This is a genomic window from Kitasatospora sp. SolWspMP-SS2h (assembly GCF_003259315.1).
In the GTDB taxonomy this organism is placed as follows: Bacteria; Actinomycetota; Actinomycetes; order Streptomycetales; family Streptomycetaceae; genus Kitasatospora; species Kitasatospora fiedleri.
In genome coordinates, this window is the sequence record NZ_QLLT01000007.1 from 227,202 (window position 1) to 242,821 (window position 15,620).

Consider the following 15,620-nt stretch of genomic DNA (forward strand, 5'->3'; position numbering starts at 1 on the left):
GCCGGTGCGAGGGTGGACCCAGCCCGTTGTCCGCGACACCCCCAGGAGGAGACATGGGCCTGAGTGACCAGTTCAAGGACAAGGCCAAGGACCTCGCCGACCAGGCGAAGTCGGCGCTCGGCGACCACGGCTCCAAGGCCGAGGAGGCCGAGCAGAAGGCCCGCGAACAGGCCGAGGGCGTGATGCCGGGCGGCCAGGAGTCCGCGGACGACCAGCAGCACCAGGAGGGCGAGTCCTCCTGACCGTCCGCACGCCGGAGGGACGGGCCTGCCGGGCCCGTCCCTCCGGCGTGCTGCGGCAACGGGGAGCGCCCGTCCGAGGAGGAGACACGGGCGGCTTCGACAGGCCCCGACCGCCGCAGGCCCACCCGCCGGACGCCGTGACACGGCGGTGACAGTAGGTGTACGTCGCAGGGACGTCGAGCTGGAATCGCCTTCCCCGCGCGACCGAGCGGGCCGAGGGGGAACCGGCCGCCGGGACGCGCCTCCCGCATCCAGCCGCACCACCCACATCCCTTGGGGGGAACACCAGGAACACCCGCCGGACCGCGCCGCCCACCGCCGCCGCGACGAAGGCCGCCGCCGTCGCCGCGCTGATGCTCGCCGCCACCACCGCGGCCGGTGGCACCGCGTGGGCGGACGACAGGCCGGTCGTCCCGTGCGCCGACGGAGCGGTGAAGCTCCCGGGCGAGACGCCGGTCGAGAACGGCCCCGCCCACCGGGGGACGCCGGGGTGCGGCGGGTCTCAGGGCCGGGGCGGCAGCGGCGGGCGGCGCAGGTCGGGGCGGGGGGTGCCGGCGGGCGGGGGCGCGGCGGCGGGGGTCGCGGCGAGCAGGGTGAGGGCGAGGTCGACGGCGGCGGACAGGTCGGTGTGCGCGCCGCGGGCCCAGTCGCGCGGGGTGCGGACCACCTCGACGTCCGGGTCGACGCCCCGGTTCTCGACCGAGAAGCCGATCCCGCCGGTGAACCAGCTGGCGTTCTTCGGCACCGAGATCTGGGTGCCGTCGCCCAGCGCGTGCCGCCCGGTCATGCCGACCACCCCGCCCCAGGTGCGGGTGCCGACCACCGGGCCCAGGGCGAGCGCCTTGATCGCGGTGATGATGACGTCGCCGTCGGAGCTGGTGGCGTGGTCGGCGAGCGCGACCACCGGGCCGCGCGGCGCGTCCCGGGGCCACCGGACGGGCTGCCGGCCGCGGGTGAAGTCCCAGGCCAGGACCCGGCGGTGGAGCTTCTCCAGGACCAGTTCGGAGACGTTGCCGCCGGCGTTGCCCCGGACGTCCAGCACCAGTGCGGGGCGGGCCAGCTCGGAGCGCAGGTCCCGGTTGAACTGGGCCCAGCCGGAGCCGCCGAGGTCCGGGATGTGCAGGTAGCCGCAGAGGCCGTCGCTGAACTCCCGGACCAGGTGCCGCCGTCTGGCCACCCAGTCCTGGTAGCGGATCGGCCGCTCGTCGGTGAGCGGGGTGACCGCGATCCGCCGGACCCGCCCGTCGTGCCGGAGGGTGAGCTCGACGGTGCTGCCGCCCGTCCCGGCCAGTAGCGGGGTCGGGCCGCGCACCGGGTCGGGCGGGCGGCCGTCCACCGCGAGCAGTTCGTCGCCGTCGTGCAGGCCGTGGCCGGCCAGCGGGGCGCGGGCCTTCGGGTCGGAGGACTCGCCGGGCAGGATCCGGTCGACCAGCCAGCGGCCGTCCGGGGCGCGGTGCGCGTTGGCGCCGAGCAGGCCGAGCGGCTGCTGGGCGATGGCCGGGCCCTCGCCGCGCCGGGCCGGGGTGACGTAGGCGTGCGAGGTGCCGAGCTCGCCGAGCAGCTCGCGCAGCAGGTCGGCGAAGTCGTCGGGGGAGGCGATCCGCTCCAGCAGCGGGGCGTACTGCTCGGTGAGCGCGGGCCAGTCCAGGCCGCACATGCCCGGGTCCCAGAACTGGTCGGCGACGATCCGGGCCGCCTCGAAGTACGACTGCCGCCACTCGGCGGCCGGGTGCACGGTGTGGGTGATCCGGCGCAGGTCGACCGGGACGGGGGCGGTCGGCGCGGCCAGCGGGTACAGCTTGAGCGCGCCGGCCGAGAACACCGAGAGGGCCGAGCCGTCCGCCGAGACCGCGAAGCCGTCCAACTGCTCGACCAGGGTGGTGCGGCGGCCCCGGGCCAGGTCGAAGTACTCCAGGGCGGGGCGGCCCGAGGTGTCCTCCGGGTGGGCGAAGGTCTGGCCGAGCGCGCCGGAGATCGGCCAGCGCAGCCACACCACGCCGCCGCGCACCGCGGCCGTCGCCGAGTACTTGGAGGCGATCACCGGGAACGGCACCAGCCGCTTGCTGAGCCCCTCCCGGTCGACGTGCACGGTGCCGTCGCCGGTGGCCTCCTCCGGGTCCAGGCCGACCGGCGGGCGGCCCTCGGCGGGCGAGGCGAAGGGGGACGGGGTGCCGGCCGCCAGCGGGACGAGGTACGGGCGGCAGCCGAGCGGGAATGACAGGTCGCCGGTGTGCACGTCGTGCACCGGGTCGAAGCCGCGCCAGGACAGGAACACCAGGAAGCGGCCGTCCCGGGTGAACACCGGGTGCTCGTCCTCGAACCGGCCGCCGGTGACGTGCACCCGCTCCTCGGGCCGGTCGGTGCGGGCCAGCCGGATCGCCCGCAGCGAGCGGCCCGCGACCGGCTCGGACCAGGCCAGCCAGCGCGAGTCCGGGGAGAACGAGGGGCTGGAGACCGGGCCGAACCGGGACGCGGCGACCTCGGCGACCGCGCCGTCCGCGGTGTCCACCAGCAGCAGCCGCCCGTCCGAGCAGGCCACCGCGAGGCGCCCGCCGTCCGGGGCGGCGGCCAGCTCCTGCACCCGGCCGATCCGGCCGCCCGCGATCCGCCGGCCGGCGGGGCGCTCGTCCGGGTCGTCCTTGCCGGGCAGCGCGGCGATCTCGATCGCGTCCGCGCCGTCCGCGTCCGTCACCCAGGCGGCCTGGTTGCCGTAGCCGAGCACCAGCGGCAGCCGGCAGCGCACGCCCGGGGTGTCGGCCAGCACCCGGGCCGGGCCGTCGCGGTGTGTCAGCCAGTACAGCGCGCCGCGCACGTTCAGCACCCCGGCCCGGCCGGTGGCGTCGCAGGCCAGGTCCTTGACGTTGTTGGCCGCGCTCACCGGGTACGGCCGCCGCCCGGCCCGGGCGCCGCCCAGCGGCACCTCCAGGCGGCGCGGCGCCGGGGCGTCCAGCGAGTCGAGCAGCCAGACGTCCCCGGCGTGCTGGTAGACCACCCGGACGCCGTCGGTGGCGGCCTCCCGGGCGTAGTACGAGGCGTGGTCGGTGTGCCGGCGCAGGCCGGTGCCGTCCGGGCGGACCGAGTACAGGTTGCCGACGCCCTCGTGGTCGGAGAGGAACGCGATCCGGGTGCCGTCGGCGCAGGCCACCGGCATCGGCGAGGCCAGGTGCCCGGGCAGGCCGGGCAGCAGCAGGTCGTGGTCCACCCAGAGCCGGCCGGTCGCGCCGCCCCGGTAGCGCTTCCAGAACGCGGGCTCGTGCGGCGCCGCGTCGGTCAGCAGCACCGTGTGCCCCTCACCGACCTGCGCGTCCGCGACCGGCCCCCACGGCATCCGCCGCCCCGGCGCGCCGTCCGGCGGCAGCTCCCACGCCCAGGCGTAGTGCGCGAACGGCTCGTGGTACGAGGTCACCGCCAGCACCTCGCCGTTCGGCAGCCAGCCGCGCACCCGGGTGTCCTGGCTGCCCCAGTACGTCAGCCGCACCGCCGGGCCGCCCCCCACCGGCGCCGTGAACACCTCCGGCGTCAGCGCGAACCAGCTGGTCCACGCCAGCGCCTCGCCGTCCGGCGACAGCCGCGGGTGGCTCACCCGGGTCCGGTCCGCGCTCACCCGCCAGGCCCGCCCCACCCCGCCGTCCGCGGCGAGCGGCGCGACCCAGACGTCGTCCTCGGCGGTGAAGGCGAGCAGACCGCCGCGTACATGGGGGTACCGCAGGTATCCGGACACCCCTCCATGGTTCGATCGGCGGCCGGGGCCCGCAAACGCGGCCGGGCCGGGCGGGCGGCCGGACGCGCGGCCGGGCGGGTAGGCGCACGGAGTCCGGGGCGGCTGACGGCGGGTCAGTGAACCGTGTTCCCCCGTCCATTGACAGGGGGGAGTCACAGCCGGTTCAGTGGTCTAGTCCAACTCCCTGGGTGGGTGCCGGTGCGGCGGTCCGACCCGGCCGGGAACCCCACAGCCCGGCGGACGGAGGAGGGCGTCCCCCACACAGAGGCAGGAGCATCCCCACATGCGTACTCCCCGAAGGAAGCGGCTGCTCGCCGCCGGAACCGCCTGGGCGGTGGCCGCCGCCGGCGCCGTCGCGCTCAGCTTCGGCCTGGCCGGGTCGGCATCGGCCGGAGAATTCCTGGTCAACGGCGGTTTCGAGACCAACGCACTGAACCCCTGGACCTGTACCGGCTCGACCGGCTCCGTGGTCACCGGCCACGCCCACACCGGCAGCTACGCGCTCGCGGGCGCCGCGTCCGCGTCCGACACCGCCCAGTGCGTCCAGACCGTCGCCGTCGCCCCCAACACCACGTACACGCTCAGCGCGTACGTCAACGGCGCCTACGTCTACCTCGGCGTCAACGGCGGCGCCTCGACCTGGACCCCGAGCACCGGCGGCGGCTACCAGAAGCTCTCGGTCAGCTTCACCACCACCGCCACCCAGACCTCCGCCACCGTCTTCACCCACGGCTGGTACGGCCAGGGCACCTACTACGCGGACGACGTCTCGCTGGACGGCCCCGGCGCGCCCGCCTCGCCCTCCGCCAGCGCGAGCCCCTCCAAGTCGGCCTCGCCCTCGCCGTCGGCGTCCCCGTCCAGCAGCCCCTCCAAGTCGGCCTCGCCCTCGCCCTCGGCGTCCCCGTCCAGCTCGCCGACCACCCCGCCGCCGCCCGGCGGCCACGCCCTGGTCGGCTACCTGCACGCCAGCTTCGCCAACGGCGCCGGCTACCTGAAGATGGCCGACGTCCCCGACAGCTGGGACATCATCGACCTGGCCTTCGGCGAGCCGGACTCCATCACCGGCGGCACCATCCACTTCAACCGCTGCCCGGCCACCGAGTGCCCCGGCGTCGAGTCCGACGCCGACTTCAAGGCGGCCATCGCCGCCAAGCAGGCCAAGGGCAAGAAGGTCCTGCTGTCGATCGGCGGCCAGAACGGCGAGGTGCAGCTCACCACCACCGCCGCCCGCGACAACTTCGTCAACTCGGTCTCCGCGATCATCGACAAGTGGGGCCTGGACGGCCTCGACATCGACTTCGAGGGCCACTCGCTGTCGCTCAACACCGGCGACACCGACTTCAAGAACCCGACCACCCCGGTGATCACCAACCTGATCTCCGCGGTCAAGACGCTCAAGGCCAAGTACGGCGCGAAGTTCCAGCTCACCATGGCGCCGGAGACCTTCTTCGTCCAGCTCGGCTACCAGTACTACGGCTCGGGCCCCTGGGGCGGCCAGGACCCGCGGGCCGGCGCCTTCCTGCCGGTCATCTACGGCCTGCGCGACGACCTCACGCTGCTGCACGTCCAGGACTACAACTCGGGCTCGATCATGGGCCTCGACAACCAGTACCACAACATGGGCAGCGCGGACTTCCACATCGCGATGACCGACATGCTGCTCACCGGCTTCCCGGTGGCCGGCAACACCAGCAACATGTTCCCGGCGCTCAAGCCCTCGCAGGTCGCGATCGGCATGCCCGCCAACAGCTACGCCGGCAACGGCTACGTCGCCCCGGCCGTGGTCAACCAGGCGCTGGACTGCCTCACCAAGGGCACCAGCTGCGGCTCCTACACCCCGCGGGCCGGCAAGCAGCCGAACCTGCGCGGGCTGATGACCTGGTCGATCAACTGGGACAACTACAACGGGAACGAGTTCTCGAAGAACTTCCACAGCTACTTCGGCTGAGCCCGGCCGACAGCAGCGGAACGCGGAGCCGGTCGCCCCTCGCGGGGGCGGCCGGCTCCGGCTGTCGCGGGGGAGGGGGCGGGCGGCCGGCACCAGGCCGCGGGGGAGGGAGGGGGCGGTTCCGGCCGTCCTCCGGGCCCGACCGCCGCTGGTCGACCGGCCGGGGCGGCGCGCCTAGCCTGGAGGGGAAGGAGGTGGTGGCGATGCTGGCAGACGCGCCCCTGCTCGCGGTGATCCCGGTGACCGACCTCGAACGGGCCAAGCGGTACTACCGCGACACGCTCGGGCTCACCCTGTCCCGGGAGGGCACCGGAGAGGTGGCCTTCCGCAGCGGGAGCACCGAGTTCGGGATGTACGAGACGCCGTACGGCGGACGGGCCGGCCATACCCTGGCCAGCTGGAAGGTCGCGGACCTGGACGCGGAGATGGCCGAACTGCGCGGCCGAGGCGTGGTGTTCGAGGAGTACGACCAGCCCGGGCTGAAGACCCTCGACGGGGTGGCCGAGGCCGACGGGATGCGGGCCGCCTGGTTCAAGGACCCGGACGGCAACGTGCTGTGCGTCAACGAACTGCCCGCGGAGTGAGAGGGGCCGGAAACGCCGAAGACCTCCCCGGAGGGAGGTCTTCGCGCTGTCGGTGCGCCGCCAGGGACTCGAACCCCGGACCCGCTGATTAAGAGTCAGCTGCTCTAACCAACTGAGCTAGCGGCGCGTGCTGACGGAGAGAACATTACCTGGTCAGCGCCCGAAACACACAATCGGCCCGGCCGGGGCGCCGACGTATGCTGAGGTCGGCGCACCCCGCACCTGCCGAGAGGAACCACCGTGGGCCAGCTGACCCTGCTCTTCCTGGTGCTGCTCGCCTCGGTGGTGACGATGCCGCTGGCACGCCGGACCAGGATCCCGCAGCCGGTGCTGATGACCCTGGTCGGCCTGGCCTTCGCGCTGATCCCGCAGATCCCCAACATCCAGATCAACCCCGAGTTCATCCTGCCGCTGGTGCTGCCGCCGCTGATCTTCGCGGTGGCCCGGCGCTCCTCGGTGCGGTACTTCAAGGCGAACATCCGCTCGATCCTGCTGCTGGCCGTCGCCCTGGTGGTGGTGACCACCACCGCGGTGGCCGGGGTGTTCAGCTGGCTGGTGCCCGCCGCGCCGCTGGCCGCCGCGGTCGCGCTGGGCGCGCTGGTCTCGCCGCCCGACCCGGTCGCGGCCGTCGCGGTGGCCGGCGAGGTCGGGCTGCCGCGCCGGCTGACGGCGGTGCTGGAGAGCGAAGGCCTGTTCAACGACGTCACCGCGATCGTGATCTACTCGCTGGCCGTCGAGGCCGTGGTCGACGGCGACCTGTCGGTGGGCCGGGCCGCGGAGCGCTTCCTGCTGTCCGCCGTGGTCGCGGTGGCCGTCGGCATCGGGCTCGGCTGGCTGAACGCCAAGATCGCCGGGTTCCTGGAGGACCCGACCCAGCAGGTCGCGCTCAACCTGCTCGTCCCGTTCGCCGCGTACACCCTGGCCGAGGAGGCGCACGGCTCCGGCGTGCTGGCCGTGGTGGTCTGCGCGCTCTACCTCGCCGACCGGGCCTCCGACGCCGACGAGGTCTCCTACCGGCTGGTCGGCAACGCGTTCTGGGAGATCGTCGAGACCCTGATCACCGGCGTCGCGTTCGGCCTGATCGGCCTGGAGCTGTCCACCGTCCTGCAGGACGTCCGGGACACCTGGCACACCATGATCGGCGACACCGCGACCGTCATCGCCGTCGTCGTGGTGCTGCGCCTGCTCTGGCTGCTGCCCGCCGCCTGGCTCTCCCGCCGGGTCACCCACGGCGAGGAGGACACCCCGATCAGCTGGCGGGAGACCGTCGTCCTGTGGTGGTCCGGCATGCGCGGGGTGGCCACCGTCGCCCTCGCCCTCGGCATCCCGCTCACCCTGCACAACGGGCTGGACTTCCCGGCCCGCAGCGAGATCGTCTTCATCGCGTTCAGCGTCGTCCTGTTCACCCTGGTGGTGCAGGGCCTCACCCTGCCGTACGTGGTCAGGCTGCTGCGCATCGACGACACCGGAGACGAGCACGAGCGGGCCGTCCGGGAGCTGTGGTGGCGCGCCGCCAGGGCCGGGCTGCACCGGCTCGCCGAGCTGGAGGACGAGGACCAGCTCCCGCCCGAGATCACCGAGCGCCTGCGCGAGCGCCAGCACGACCGCCTCGCCCGGCTCTGCCCGGAGAAGTACGAGGAGGAGGAGGCGCTGGAGGCCAAGCGCCGCGGCAAGCAGTGGCGGCAGGCGTTCGCGATCGAGCAGGAGATGATCGCCGCCTCCCGCCGCGAGGTGCTGGTCGCCCGCGGCGAGGCCGGCGCCGACCCCGAGGTCGCCGACCGGGTGCTGCGCGCGCTCGACCTCCAGTCGGCCCGGAAGTGACGCCCCGTCGACCCCTCGCGGTGCAGCACTGCCCGGCCGCATCCAGGGCATAGGGTTGGAGGCGGGCGAGGCCGTCGACGGCGCCGGCACCCGTACCCGCCGGGCCCGGCGCCACCCTCCCGCCGGAACCAGCCGGTATCTGCACCCGACGACGCTAGGAGCAACCGATGTCGGACACCCCCGCCAACGGCCGGACCCCGTTGGACCGCACCCCGCAGTGGGCCGCGCTGGGGAAGCACCGGGCAGAGCTGGGCGAACAGCACCTGCGCGAGCTGTTCGCCGCCGACCCCGACCGCGGCACGCGCTACACCCTGCAGGTCGGCGACCTCTTCGTCGACTACTCGAAGCACCTGGTCACCGACCGCACCCTGGACCTGCTGCGCGAACTGGCCGCCGCCACCGGCGTCGCCGAGCTGCGCGACGCGATGTTCCGCGGCGAGAAGATCAACACCACCGAGCACCGCGCCGTCCTGCACACCGCGCTGCGCGCCCCGCGCGGCGCCGTCGTCGAGGTCGACGGCGAGAACGTGGTGCCCGCCGTGCACGCCGTCCTCGACAAGATGGCCGCCTTCTCCGACCGGGTGCGCTCCGGCGAGTGGACCGGCCACACCGGCAAGCGGATCCGCAACGTCGTCAACATCGGCATCGGCGGCTCCGACCTCGGCCCCGCGATGGCCTACGAGGTGCTGCGCTCCTACACTGACCGCGACCTGACGGTCCGCTTCGTCTCCAACGTCGACGGCGCCGACCTGCACGAGGCGGTCCGCGACCTGGACCCCGCCGAGACGCTGTTCATCGTCGCCTCCAAGACCTTCACCACCATCGAGACGGTCACCAACGCGGTCGCCGCCCGCGACTGGCTGCTGGAGCGGCTCGGCGCCGGCGAGGAGGCCGTCGCCAAGCACTTCGTGGCGCTCTCCACCAACGCCCGGGGCGTCGCCGACTTCGGCATCGACACCGCCAACATGTTCGAGTTCTGGGACTGGGTGGGCGGCCGCTACTCCTTCGACTCCGCGATCGGCCTCTCGCTGATGATCGCCATCGGCCCGGAGCGGTTCGGCGAGATGCTGGCCGGCTTCCACCTGGTCGACGAGCACTTCCGCACCGCCCCCGCGGAGGAGAACGTCCCGCTGCTGCTGGGCCTGCTCGGCGTCTGGTACGGCGCGTTCTTCGACGCCCAGTCGCACGCCGTGCTCCCGTACTCGCACTACCTGTCGAAGTTCACCGCGTACCTCCAGCAGCTCGACATGGAGTCCAACGGCAAGTCCGTGGACCGCGAGGGCAACCCGGTCTCCTGGCAGACCGGCCCGGTGGTCTGGGGCACCCCCGGCACCAACGGCCAGCACGCGTACTACCAGCTGCTGCACCAGGGCACCAAGGTCATCCCCGCCGACTTCCTCGGCTTCGCCCGGCCGGTCGCCGACCTCCAGCCCGGCCTGGTCGCCCAGCACGACCTGCTGATGGCCAACTTCTTCGCCCAGACCCAGGCGCTGGCCTTCGGCAAGACCGCCGAGGAGGTCGCCGCGGAGGGCGTGCCCGCCGAACTCGTGCCGCACAAGACCTTCCGCGGCAACCACCCGACCACCACCATCCTGGCCCCCGAGCTGACCCCGCACGTCCTCGGCCAGCTGATCGCCCTCTACGAGCACAAGGTGTTCGTCCAGGGCGCGGTGTGGGACATCGACTCCTTCGACCAGTGGGGCGTCGAGCTCGGCAAGGTGCTCGCCAAGAAGATCGAGCCCGTGCTGCTCACCGGCGAGGGCACCGACGCGCTGGACGCCTCCACCGCCCACCTGGTCGGCCGGTACCGCGAGCTGCGCGGCCGGGAGTAGGGCCCTTCGGACCCGACGGGGGAGCGGGGGACGGCCGGGAGCTCCGGCCGTCCCCCTTCGCGTGCCCCGGGCCGGGAGCGTCCTGTGCCGGGGGCGCCCCGGGCTCCGGGTGCCTCAGGTGACCCGGGCCAGCAGGGAGCCGGCGTGCGCGGTGACCAGCTCGCGGGCCAGCGCCGGGTCGGGGGCGGCCAGGGCGCGGGCCAGCGCCAGGTGCTCGGCGTGGTCCCGCTCCGCGTGCGCGGGGGAGGCCGTCGCGGTGGCGGAGATCCGCACCTGCCGGTCCCAGAGCGTCTCGTAGAGGGAGGTCAGGACGGGGTTCCCGGCGGCGCGCAGCAGGGTGAGGTGGAAGTGCCGGCCGGCCTCGACGGGGTGCGGGTCGCGGTGCTCGCAGGCGGCCAGCAGCTCCGCGGCGGCGGCCGCCAGCGCGGCGGGGCCGCGGGCCGCCAGGGCGTCGACGGCGGCGTGCTCGAACAGGACCCGGGCGGCGAGGACGTCACGGGCCTCGCCCGGGGCGATCGGGACGACCTGGGCGCCGCGCTTGGGGTACAGGCGCAGGAAGCCCTCGGACTGCAGGCGCAGGAACGCCTCGCGGACGGGGGTGCGGGAGAGCCCGAGCTCGGTGGCGACGACGCCCTCGGAGAGCAGCGTGCCGCCGGGCCAGCTGCCGTCCAGCAGGCGGGTGCGGACGTGCCGGTAGGCCCGGTCGGCGGTGGGGAGGACGGCGTCGGCGCTGGGCCGGGCGGGATCGGCGCTGGGCCGGGCGGGGTCGGCGCTGGGGAGGGCGGGGTCGGCGCTGGGGAGGGCGGGGTCGCTCACGTCGTCATTCTGCCACGCCCGCTGGCTTGCATCTAAGCTTGCATCTATGATGCGGGCATGCCTCCGAACGCCCCCCGCTCCCGGACCGCCCTGTTCGTGACCTGCCTGAACGACACCCTCTTCCCCGGCACCGGCCGCGCCGCCGTCACCCTGCTGCGCCGGCTGGGCGTGGAGGTGGACTTCCCGCCGGGCCAGAGCTGCTGCGGGCAGATGCACTTCAACACCGGCTACCGCCGGGAGACCGCCCGGCTCGCCCGGCACTTCGTGGACACCTTCGGCGGCTACGAGGAGATCGTCGTCCCCTCCGCCTCCTGCGCCGGGATGCCCGCCGAGGCGTACCCCCTGGCCGCTGTCGGCGACCCCGGGCTGGCCCGGGAGGTGGCCGAACTCGCCCCCAGGGTAGTCGAGTTGACCGAGTACCTGACCGACCGGCTGGGCGTCGAGGACGTCGGCGCGCACTTCCCGCACCGGGTCACCTACCACCCCACCTGCCACAGCCTGCGGGCCGCCCGGCTGGGCGACCGGCCCCACCGGCTGCTGCGCGCCGTCGACGGCATCGACCTCGTCGAACTGCCCGCGCAGGAGGAGTGCTGCGGCTTCGGCGGCACCTTCGCGGTGAAGAACCCGGCGGTCTCCGGCGCGATGAACGGCGACAAGGCCCGGCACGTCCTGGAGACCGGGGCGCCGGTGCTGGCCGCCGTCGACAACTCCTGCCTGATGAACATCGGCGGCCGGCTCACCCGGGACGGCCACCGGGTGCGCACCCTGCACCTGGTGGAGATCCTGGCCCGCACCGCCCAGGACGGGCCGCTGCCCGGTGTCCCGGTGGCGGAGGCCGTGCGATGACGAGGTCGTTCCTGGGCTGGCCCGCGTTCCCCGAGGCCGCCGAACGTGAGGTCGACAACCGGCAGTTGCGGGAGAACGTCCGCCGCGCCACCCACACCATCCGGGGCAAGCGGGCCGTGCTGGCCGCCGAACGCCCCGACTGGGAGCAGCTGCGCGACAGCGCCGCCGCGATCAAGGACCGGGTGCTGGCCGACCTGGAGCGGTACCTGCTCCAGGTCGAGGAGAAGGTCACCGCGGCCGGCGGCACCGTGCACTGGGCCCGCGACGCCGCCGAGGCCAACCGGATCGTCACCGACCTGGTCAGGGCCACCGGCGAGCGCGAGATCGTCAAGGTCAAGTCGATGCTGACCGAGGAGATCGGCCTCGACGCCGCCCTGGAGGCCGCCGGGATCAACGCCCGGGAGACCGACCTCGCCGCCACCATCGTCCAGCTCGGCGACGACCTGCCCTCGCACGTGGTCGTCCCCGCGCTGCACCGCAACCGCAGCGAGATCCGCGACATCTTCGCCCGCGAGATGGGCCGGCACGGCCGTCCCGCCCCCGACGGGCTCACCGACGACCCCGCCGAACTCGCCGAAGCCGCCCGGCTGCACCTGCGGGAGAAGTTCCTCGGCGCCAGGGTCGCCGTCTCCGGCGCCAACTTCGTGGTCGCCGAGACCGGCACGCTGGTGGTCGTCGAGTCCGAGGGCAACGGCCGGATGTGCCTCACCCTCGCCGACACCCTGATCTCCGTCGTCGGCCTGGAGAAGACCGTCCCCGACTGGCAGGACCTCGAAGTCTTCCTGCAACTGCTGGCCCGCAACGCCACCGGCGAGCGGATGGCCCCCTACACCAGCACCTGGACCGGCACCACGGACGGCGACGGACCGCGCGACGTCCACCTCGTCCTGGTCGACAACGGCCGCACCCGCGCCCTCGCCGACCCGGTCGGCCGGCAGGCCCTGCGCTGCATCCGCTGCGGCGCCTGCATGAACACCTGCCCCGTCTACGAGCGCACCGGCGGCCACGCCTACGGCTCCGTCTACCCCGGGCCGATCGGCGCGATCCTCAACCCGCTGCTCAAGGGCCTCGACGACGCGCAGACCGCCTCCCTGCCGTACGCCTCCACGCTGTGCGGCGCCTGCAACGAGGTCTGCCCGGTGCGGATCCGGTTCACCGACGTGCTGCTCGACCTGCGCGCCCAGGTCGCCGACGGCGGACGGCACCCGGTGGAACGGGCCGCGCTGAACACCGTCGGCGCGGTGATGGCCCGCCCCGCGGTGTGGAAGGCCGCCGTGAAGGGCGCCGGACTGGTCGGACCGCTGCTGCCCCGGCGCACCGCGCTGCCCGGCCCGCTCGGCGGCTGGACCGACAACCGGGCGCTGCCCGAGATCCCCGGGGAGTCCTTCCGCAGCTGGTGGAAGCGGAACGAGCGCGCCGGACGGGACGGGCGTGGCGGACGGGACGAACCAGGCGGGCGGGACGAACCCGGCGGGCCGGACGAACCCGGCGGGCGGGCCGCACGGAACCGAGGAGGACACGCATGACCGGCACCGCCCGGGACGAGATCCTGCGCCGCATCCGCGCCGCCGCCGTCCCGCCCGCCCCCGCACCGCCCCGCGACTACCTCCGGCACGCCCCCGGCCTCGACCCCGGCGACCGGCCCGCCGTGCTCGCGCTGTTCGCCGAACGGCTCGCCGAGTACGGCGCCACCGTGCTGCGCGCCGCGGACCCCGGCCCCGCCGTCGCCCGGGCGCTCGCGGACGAGGGCGCCCGCAGCCTCGTCGTCCCGGACGGGCTGCCCGCCGGGTGGCTGCCCGCCGGGTGGGACGGCGAGGTGCGCACCGACCGGCCGCCGCTCGGGAAGGCCGAACTCGACGCCACCGACGCCGTCCTGACGGCCTGCGCGGTCGCCGTCGCCGACTCCGGCACCCTGGTCCTCGACGGCGGACCCGCCCAGGGGCGCCGCGCCGCCACCCTGCTGCCCGACCTGCACGTGTGCGTGGTCCGGGCCGAACAGGTGCATTCCGCGCTGCCCAGCGCGCTCGCCCGGCTCGACCCGGCCCGGCCGCTCACCTTCGTCAGCGGGCCGTCCGCCACCGCCGACATCGAGATGATCCGGGTCAAGGGCGTCCACGGGCCCCGCCGGCTGGTGGTCGTCCTGCTGGACCGGGCGGCAGGGCCGGGCTCGCCGGACGGGTCGGGCTAGCCGGCCGGGCTGGGCGGGGCGGAGACCGCCGGGCGCGGGGCCGGGCCGTGCTGCGCCGTGTACACCAGCCCGAAGCCGAGGCCGGCCGCCAGCGCCACCGCACCCGTCCAGGCCAGCGCGCGGCCCAGACCCCGTCTGCGGCGCTCCCGCCGGTGCGCGCGCAGGGCGGCCGCCTCGGCCTCGGCGAGCTCCGCGCCGAGCCAGGCGGCCCAGTCGGAGTGAAGATCGTCGGACGCCATGACCCGGACATTAGCAGCCCTTTACACACCCTCCGGGTGTGCGGCGCAACGCGAAAGGCCCCCCGGTGAAGGGGGGCCTCTCGCTGTCGGTGCGCCGCCAGGGACTCGAACCCCGGACCCGCTGATTAAGAGTCAGCTGCTCTAACCAACTGAGCTAGCGGCGCCTGCTGACGTGGAAGACTCTAGCAGCGGCCGGGGCCGGGGCCCAAATCGATTCCGGCCCGGACGGCACCCCCCGTTCAGCGCGCGTTCGACCCCGGGTCGCCCGCCTCCCGGGTCCGGCCGCGCGCCGCCCGGACGCACGCCCACAGCACCACCGAGGCCCCCGGCAGCCAGGGCTCGCCGGTGTCCGGCGCGACGATCCACCGGCTGGACGAGGACTCCGGCTCGTCGATCGCCCGCTGCACCGGCGGCACCGTGATCGCGTCCCCCGGGCCGTGGCACAGCAGCGGCGGCACGTCCCGGGCCCACTCCTCCCAGGCCAGCAGGGACCGCAGCCGGGCCGCCGTCCCCGGCTGCACGAACAGCAGCGTCCGGCCCCGGTACGCCGCCACCGGGCCGCAGCCCGGGCCCGAGGTCCACAGCTCGTCCAGCACCCGGCGGCCGAACACCGCCGGCAGGCTGATCACGTCGAAGACCCGGCCGCACGGCAGGACCGCGGGCGCCCACGGGCGGGCCTCCCACAGCGCGCGCATGCTGCTCGGGTACTCGCTGGCGGAGGCGAGCCACGCCTCCCCGGCGACACTGACGTACTCCACCGATTGATAGGTCCAGATGTCCACCCGGCCAGGGTGGCCCGGCGGCGCGGCCGGGCGCGCCGAAAACGGCGTTCGCCGGACAGCGGCGGCGGTCCGGGCGTATCATCGTCCGCCGCATATGCCAGCGGCCTGGCGGAGCCGGCGGCGGGGGTTCGAGGACGGGCCCTACTCCTCCGGGCCGCGCCGCTGCAGCGACCGGCCGTACTCGACCATCTTCACCGCGTAGTCCGGCGTCCAGTCCGCCCGCTCGGCGATCTGCTCCGCGGAGAGCGCGTCGAACCGGCGCGGATCGGCGAGCTGGGCGGCGGCCAGCGCCTGGAAGTCCGTCGCCCGCTCCGCCGCGGCCCGGAACGCCAGGGCCAACTGGGTGGAACGCGACAGCAGTTCGGACGGGTCGTCGATCGACTCCAGGTCGAAGAACCGTTCCGGCTCGGGCGCCGCGCCCTCCGGCTCGAAGATCAGCTGAGCCGGACGGATCCGTCGGGCCGGCCCCGGCACCGGCGGGACGACCGCCGGAGTCGGCGAACCGCCCTGGTCGGACGCCTGCGGATGCGAGTCGGGCATGACGGGGGCACCTCCGGGGGTGACGGGGGAAAGACGGCCGCCGTCCATTGTCGCGCGCGGA

At 74.6% G+C, this 15,620-nt stretch carries 13 protein-coding genes and 2 tRNA genes; 8 read left to right on the forward strand and 7 right to left on the reverse strand.

Going from position 1 to position 15,620, the window contains the following annotated elements:
* Positions 1-53: 53 nt before the first annotated feature.
* On the forward strand, positions 54-242 hold the full coding sequence (locus tag K353_RS11105) for a hypothetical protein (protein ID WP_111553407.1): 189 nt from the start codon (positions 54-56) through the stop codon (positions 240-242).
* A 502-nt stretch (positions 243-744) separates the two neighbouring features.
* Here the strand turns inward: K353_RS11105 and K353_RS11110 are convergent.
* The gene (locus K353_RS11110; protein WP_111553408.1) at positions 745-3,963 is read right to left on the reverse strand and encodes a S41 family peptidase; all 3,219 of its coding nucleotides are present in this window, start codon (positions 3,961-3,963) and stop codon (positions 745-747) included.
* A gap of 283 nt (positions 3,964-4,246) precedes the next feature.
* On the opposite strand from K353_RS11110, the gene K353_RS11115 reads away from it, so the two are divergent.
* Together K353_RS11115 and K353_RS11120 are read left to right on the forward strand one after the other, a co-directional pair.
* Positions 4,247-5,911, forward strand: a complete 1,665-nt coding sequence (locus tag K353_RS11115) for a chitinase (RefSeq protein WP_111553409.1) — start codon at positions 4,247-4,249, stop codon at positions 5,909-5,911.
* A gap of 203 nt (positions 5,912-6,114) precedes the next feature.
* Positions 6,115-6,495, forward strand: coding sequence for a VOC family protein (locus K353_RS11120; RefSeq protein WP_111553410.1), 381 nt, complete (start codon positions 6,115-6,117; stop codon positions 6,493-6,495).
* A gap of 53 nt (positions 6,496-6,548) precedes the next feature.
* Here the strand turns inward: K353_RS11120 and K353_RS11125 are convergent.
* Positions 6,549-6,622 (reverse strand) — tRNA-Lys (locus K353_RS11125).
* A 113-nt stretch (positions 6,623-6,735) separates the two neighbouring features.
* Between K353_RS11125 and K353_RS11130 the strand changes: the two genes are divergently transcribed.
* Together K353_RS11130 and pgi are read left to right on the forward strand one after the other, a co-directional pair.
* Positions 6,736-8,316 (forward strand): Na+/H+ antiporter, encoded by a 1,581-nt coding sequence (locus K353_RS11130; protein ID WP_111553411.1) that lies wholly within the window; start codon positions 6,736-6,738, stop codon positions 8,314-8,316.
* Between the two features lie 167 nt (positions 8,317-8,483).
* Positions 8,484-10,148, forward strand: coding sequence for a glucose-6-phosphate isomerase (gene pgi, locus K353_RS11135; RefSeq protein ID WP_111553412.1), 1,665 nt, complete (start codon positions 8,484-8,486; stop codon positions 10,146-10,148).
* Between the two features lie 114 nt (positions 10,149-10,262).
* On the opposite strand, the gene K353_RS11140 is transcribed toward pgi, so the two are convergent.
* The gene (locus K353_RS11140) at positions 10,263-10,964 is read right to left on the reverse strand and encodes a GntR family transcriptional regulator (RefSeq protein ID WP_111553413.1); all 702 of its coding nucleotides are present in this window, start codon (positions 10,962-10,964) and stop codon (positions 10,263-10,265) included.
* A 57-nt stretch (positions 10,965-11,021) separates the two neighbouring features.
* Between K353_RS11140 and K353_RS11145 the strand changes: the two genes are divergently transcribed.
* The 3 genes from K353_RS11145 to K353_RS11155 are packed head-to-tail and all read left to right on the forward strand — an operon-like array spanning position 11,022 to position 13,998.
* The gene (locus K353_RS11145) at positions 11,022-11,810 is read left to right on the forward strand and encodes a (Fe-S)-binding protein (protein ID WP_111553414.1); all 789 of its coding nucleotides are present in this window, start codon (positions 11,022-11,024) and stop codon (positions 11,808-11,810) included.
* Positions 11,807-13,336 (forward strand): LutB/LldF family L-lactate oxidation iron-sulfur protein, encoded by a 1,530-nt coding sequence (locus K353_RS11150; RefSeq protein WP_111553415.1) that lies wholly within the window; start codon positions 11,807-11,809, stop codon positions 13,334-13,336. Before K353_RS11145 ends, K353_RS11150 begins: the two co-directional genes overlap by 4 nt.
* Positions 13,333-13,998, forward strand: coding sequence for an LUD domain-containing protein (locus K353_RS11155; RefSeq protein WP_111553416.1), 666 nt, complete (start codon positions 13,333-13,335; stop codon positions 13,996-13,998). The genes K353_RS11150 and K353_RS11155 overlap by 4 nt, the downstream gene beginning before the upstream one ends.
* Here the strand turns inward: K353_RS11155 and K353_RS11160 are convergent.
* The 4 genes from K353_RS11160 to K353_RS11175 form a co-directional block, all read right to left on the reverse strand.
* On the reverse strand, positions 13,995-14,237 hold the full coding sequence (locus K353_RS11160) for a hypothetical protein (RefSeq protein WP_111553417.1): 243 nt from the start codon (positions 14,235-14,237) through the stop codon (positions 13,995-13,997). The two genes, K353_RS11155 and K353_RS11160, sit on opposite strands and share 4 nt — an antisense overlap.
* A 90-nt stretch (positions 14,238-14,327) precedes the next feature.
* Positions 14,328-14,401: transfer RNA gene (locus tag K353_RS11165), tRNA-Lys, on the reverse strand.
* Between the two features lie 75 nt (positions 14,402-14,476).
* Positions 14,477-15,019 (reverse strand): bifunctional DNA primase/polymerase, encoded by a 543-nt coding sequence (locus tag K353_RS11170; protein WP_111553418.1) that lies wholly within the window; start codon positions 15,017-15,019, stop codon positions 14,477-14,479.
* Between the two features lie 141 nt (positions 15,020-15,160).
* Positions 15,161-15,559: a hypothetical protein gene (locus tag K353_RS11175; RefSeq protein WP_233533503.1), complete on the reverse strand. Its 399-nt coding sequence runs from the start codon at positions 15,557-15,559 to the stop codon at positions 15,161-15,163.
* Positions 15,560-15,620: the final 61 nt, after the last annotated feature.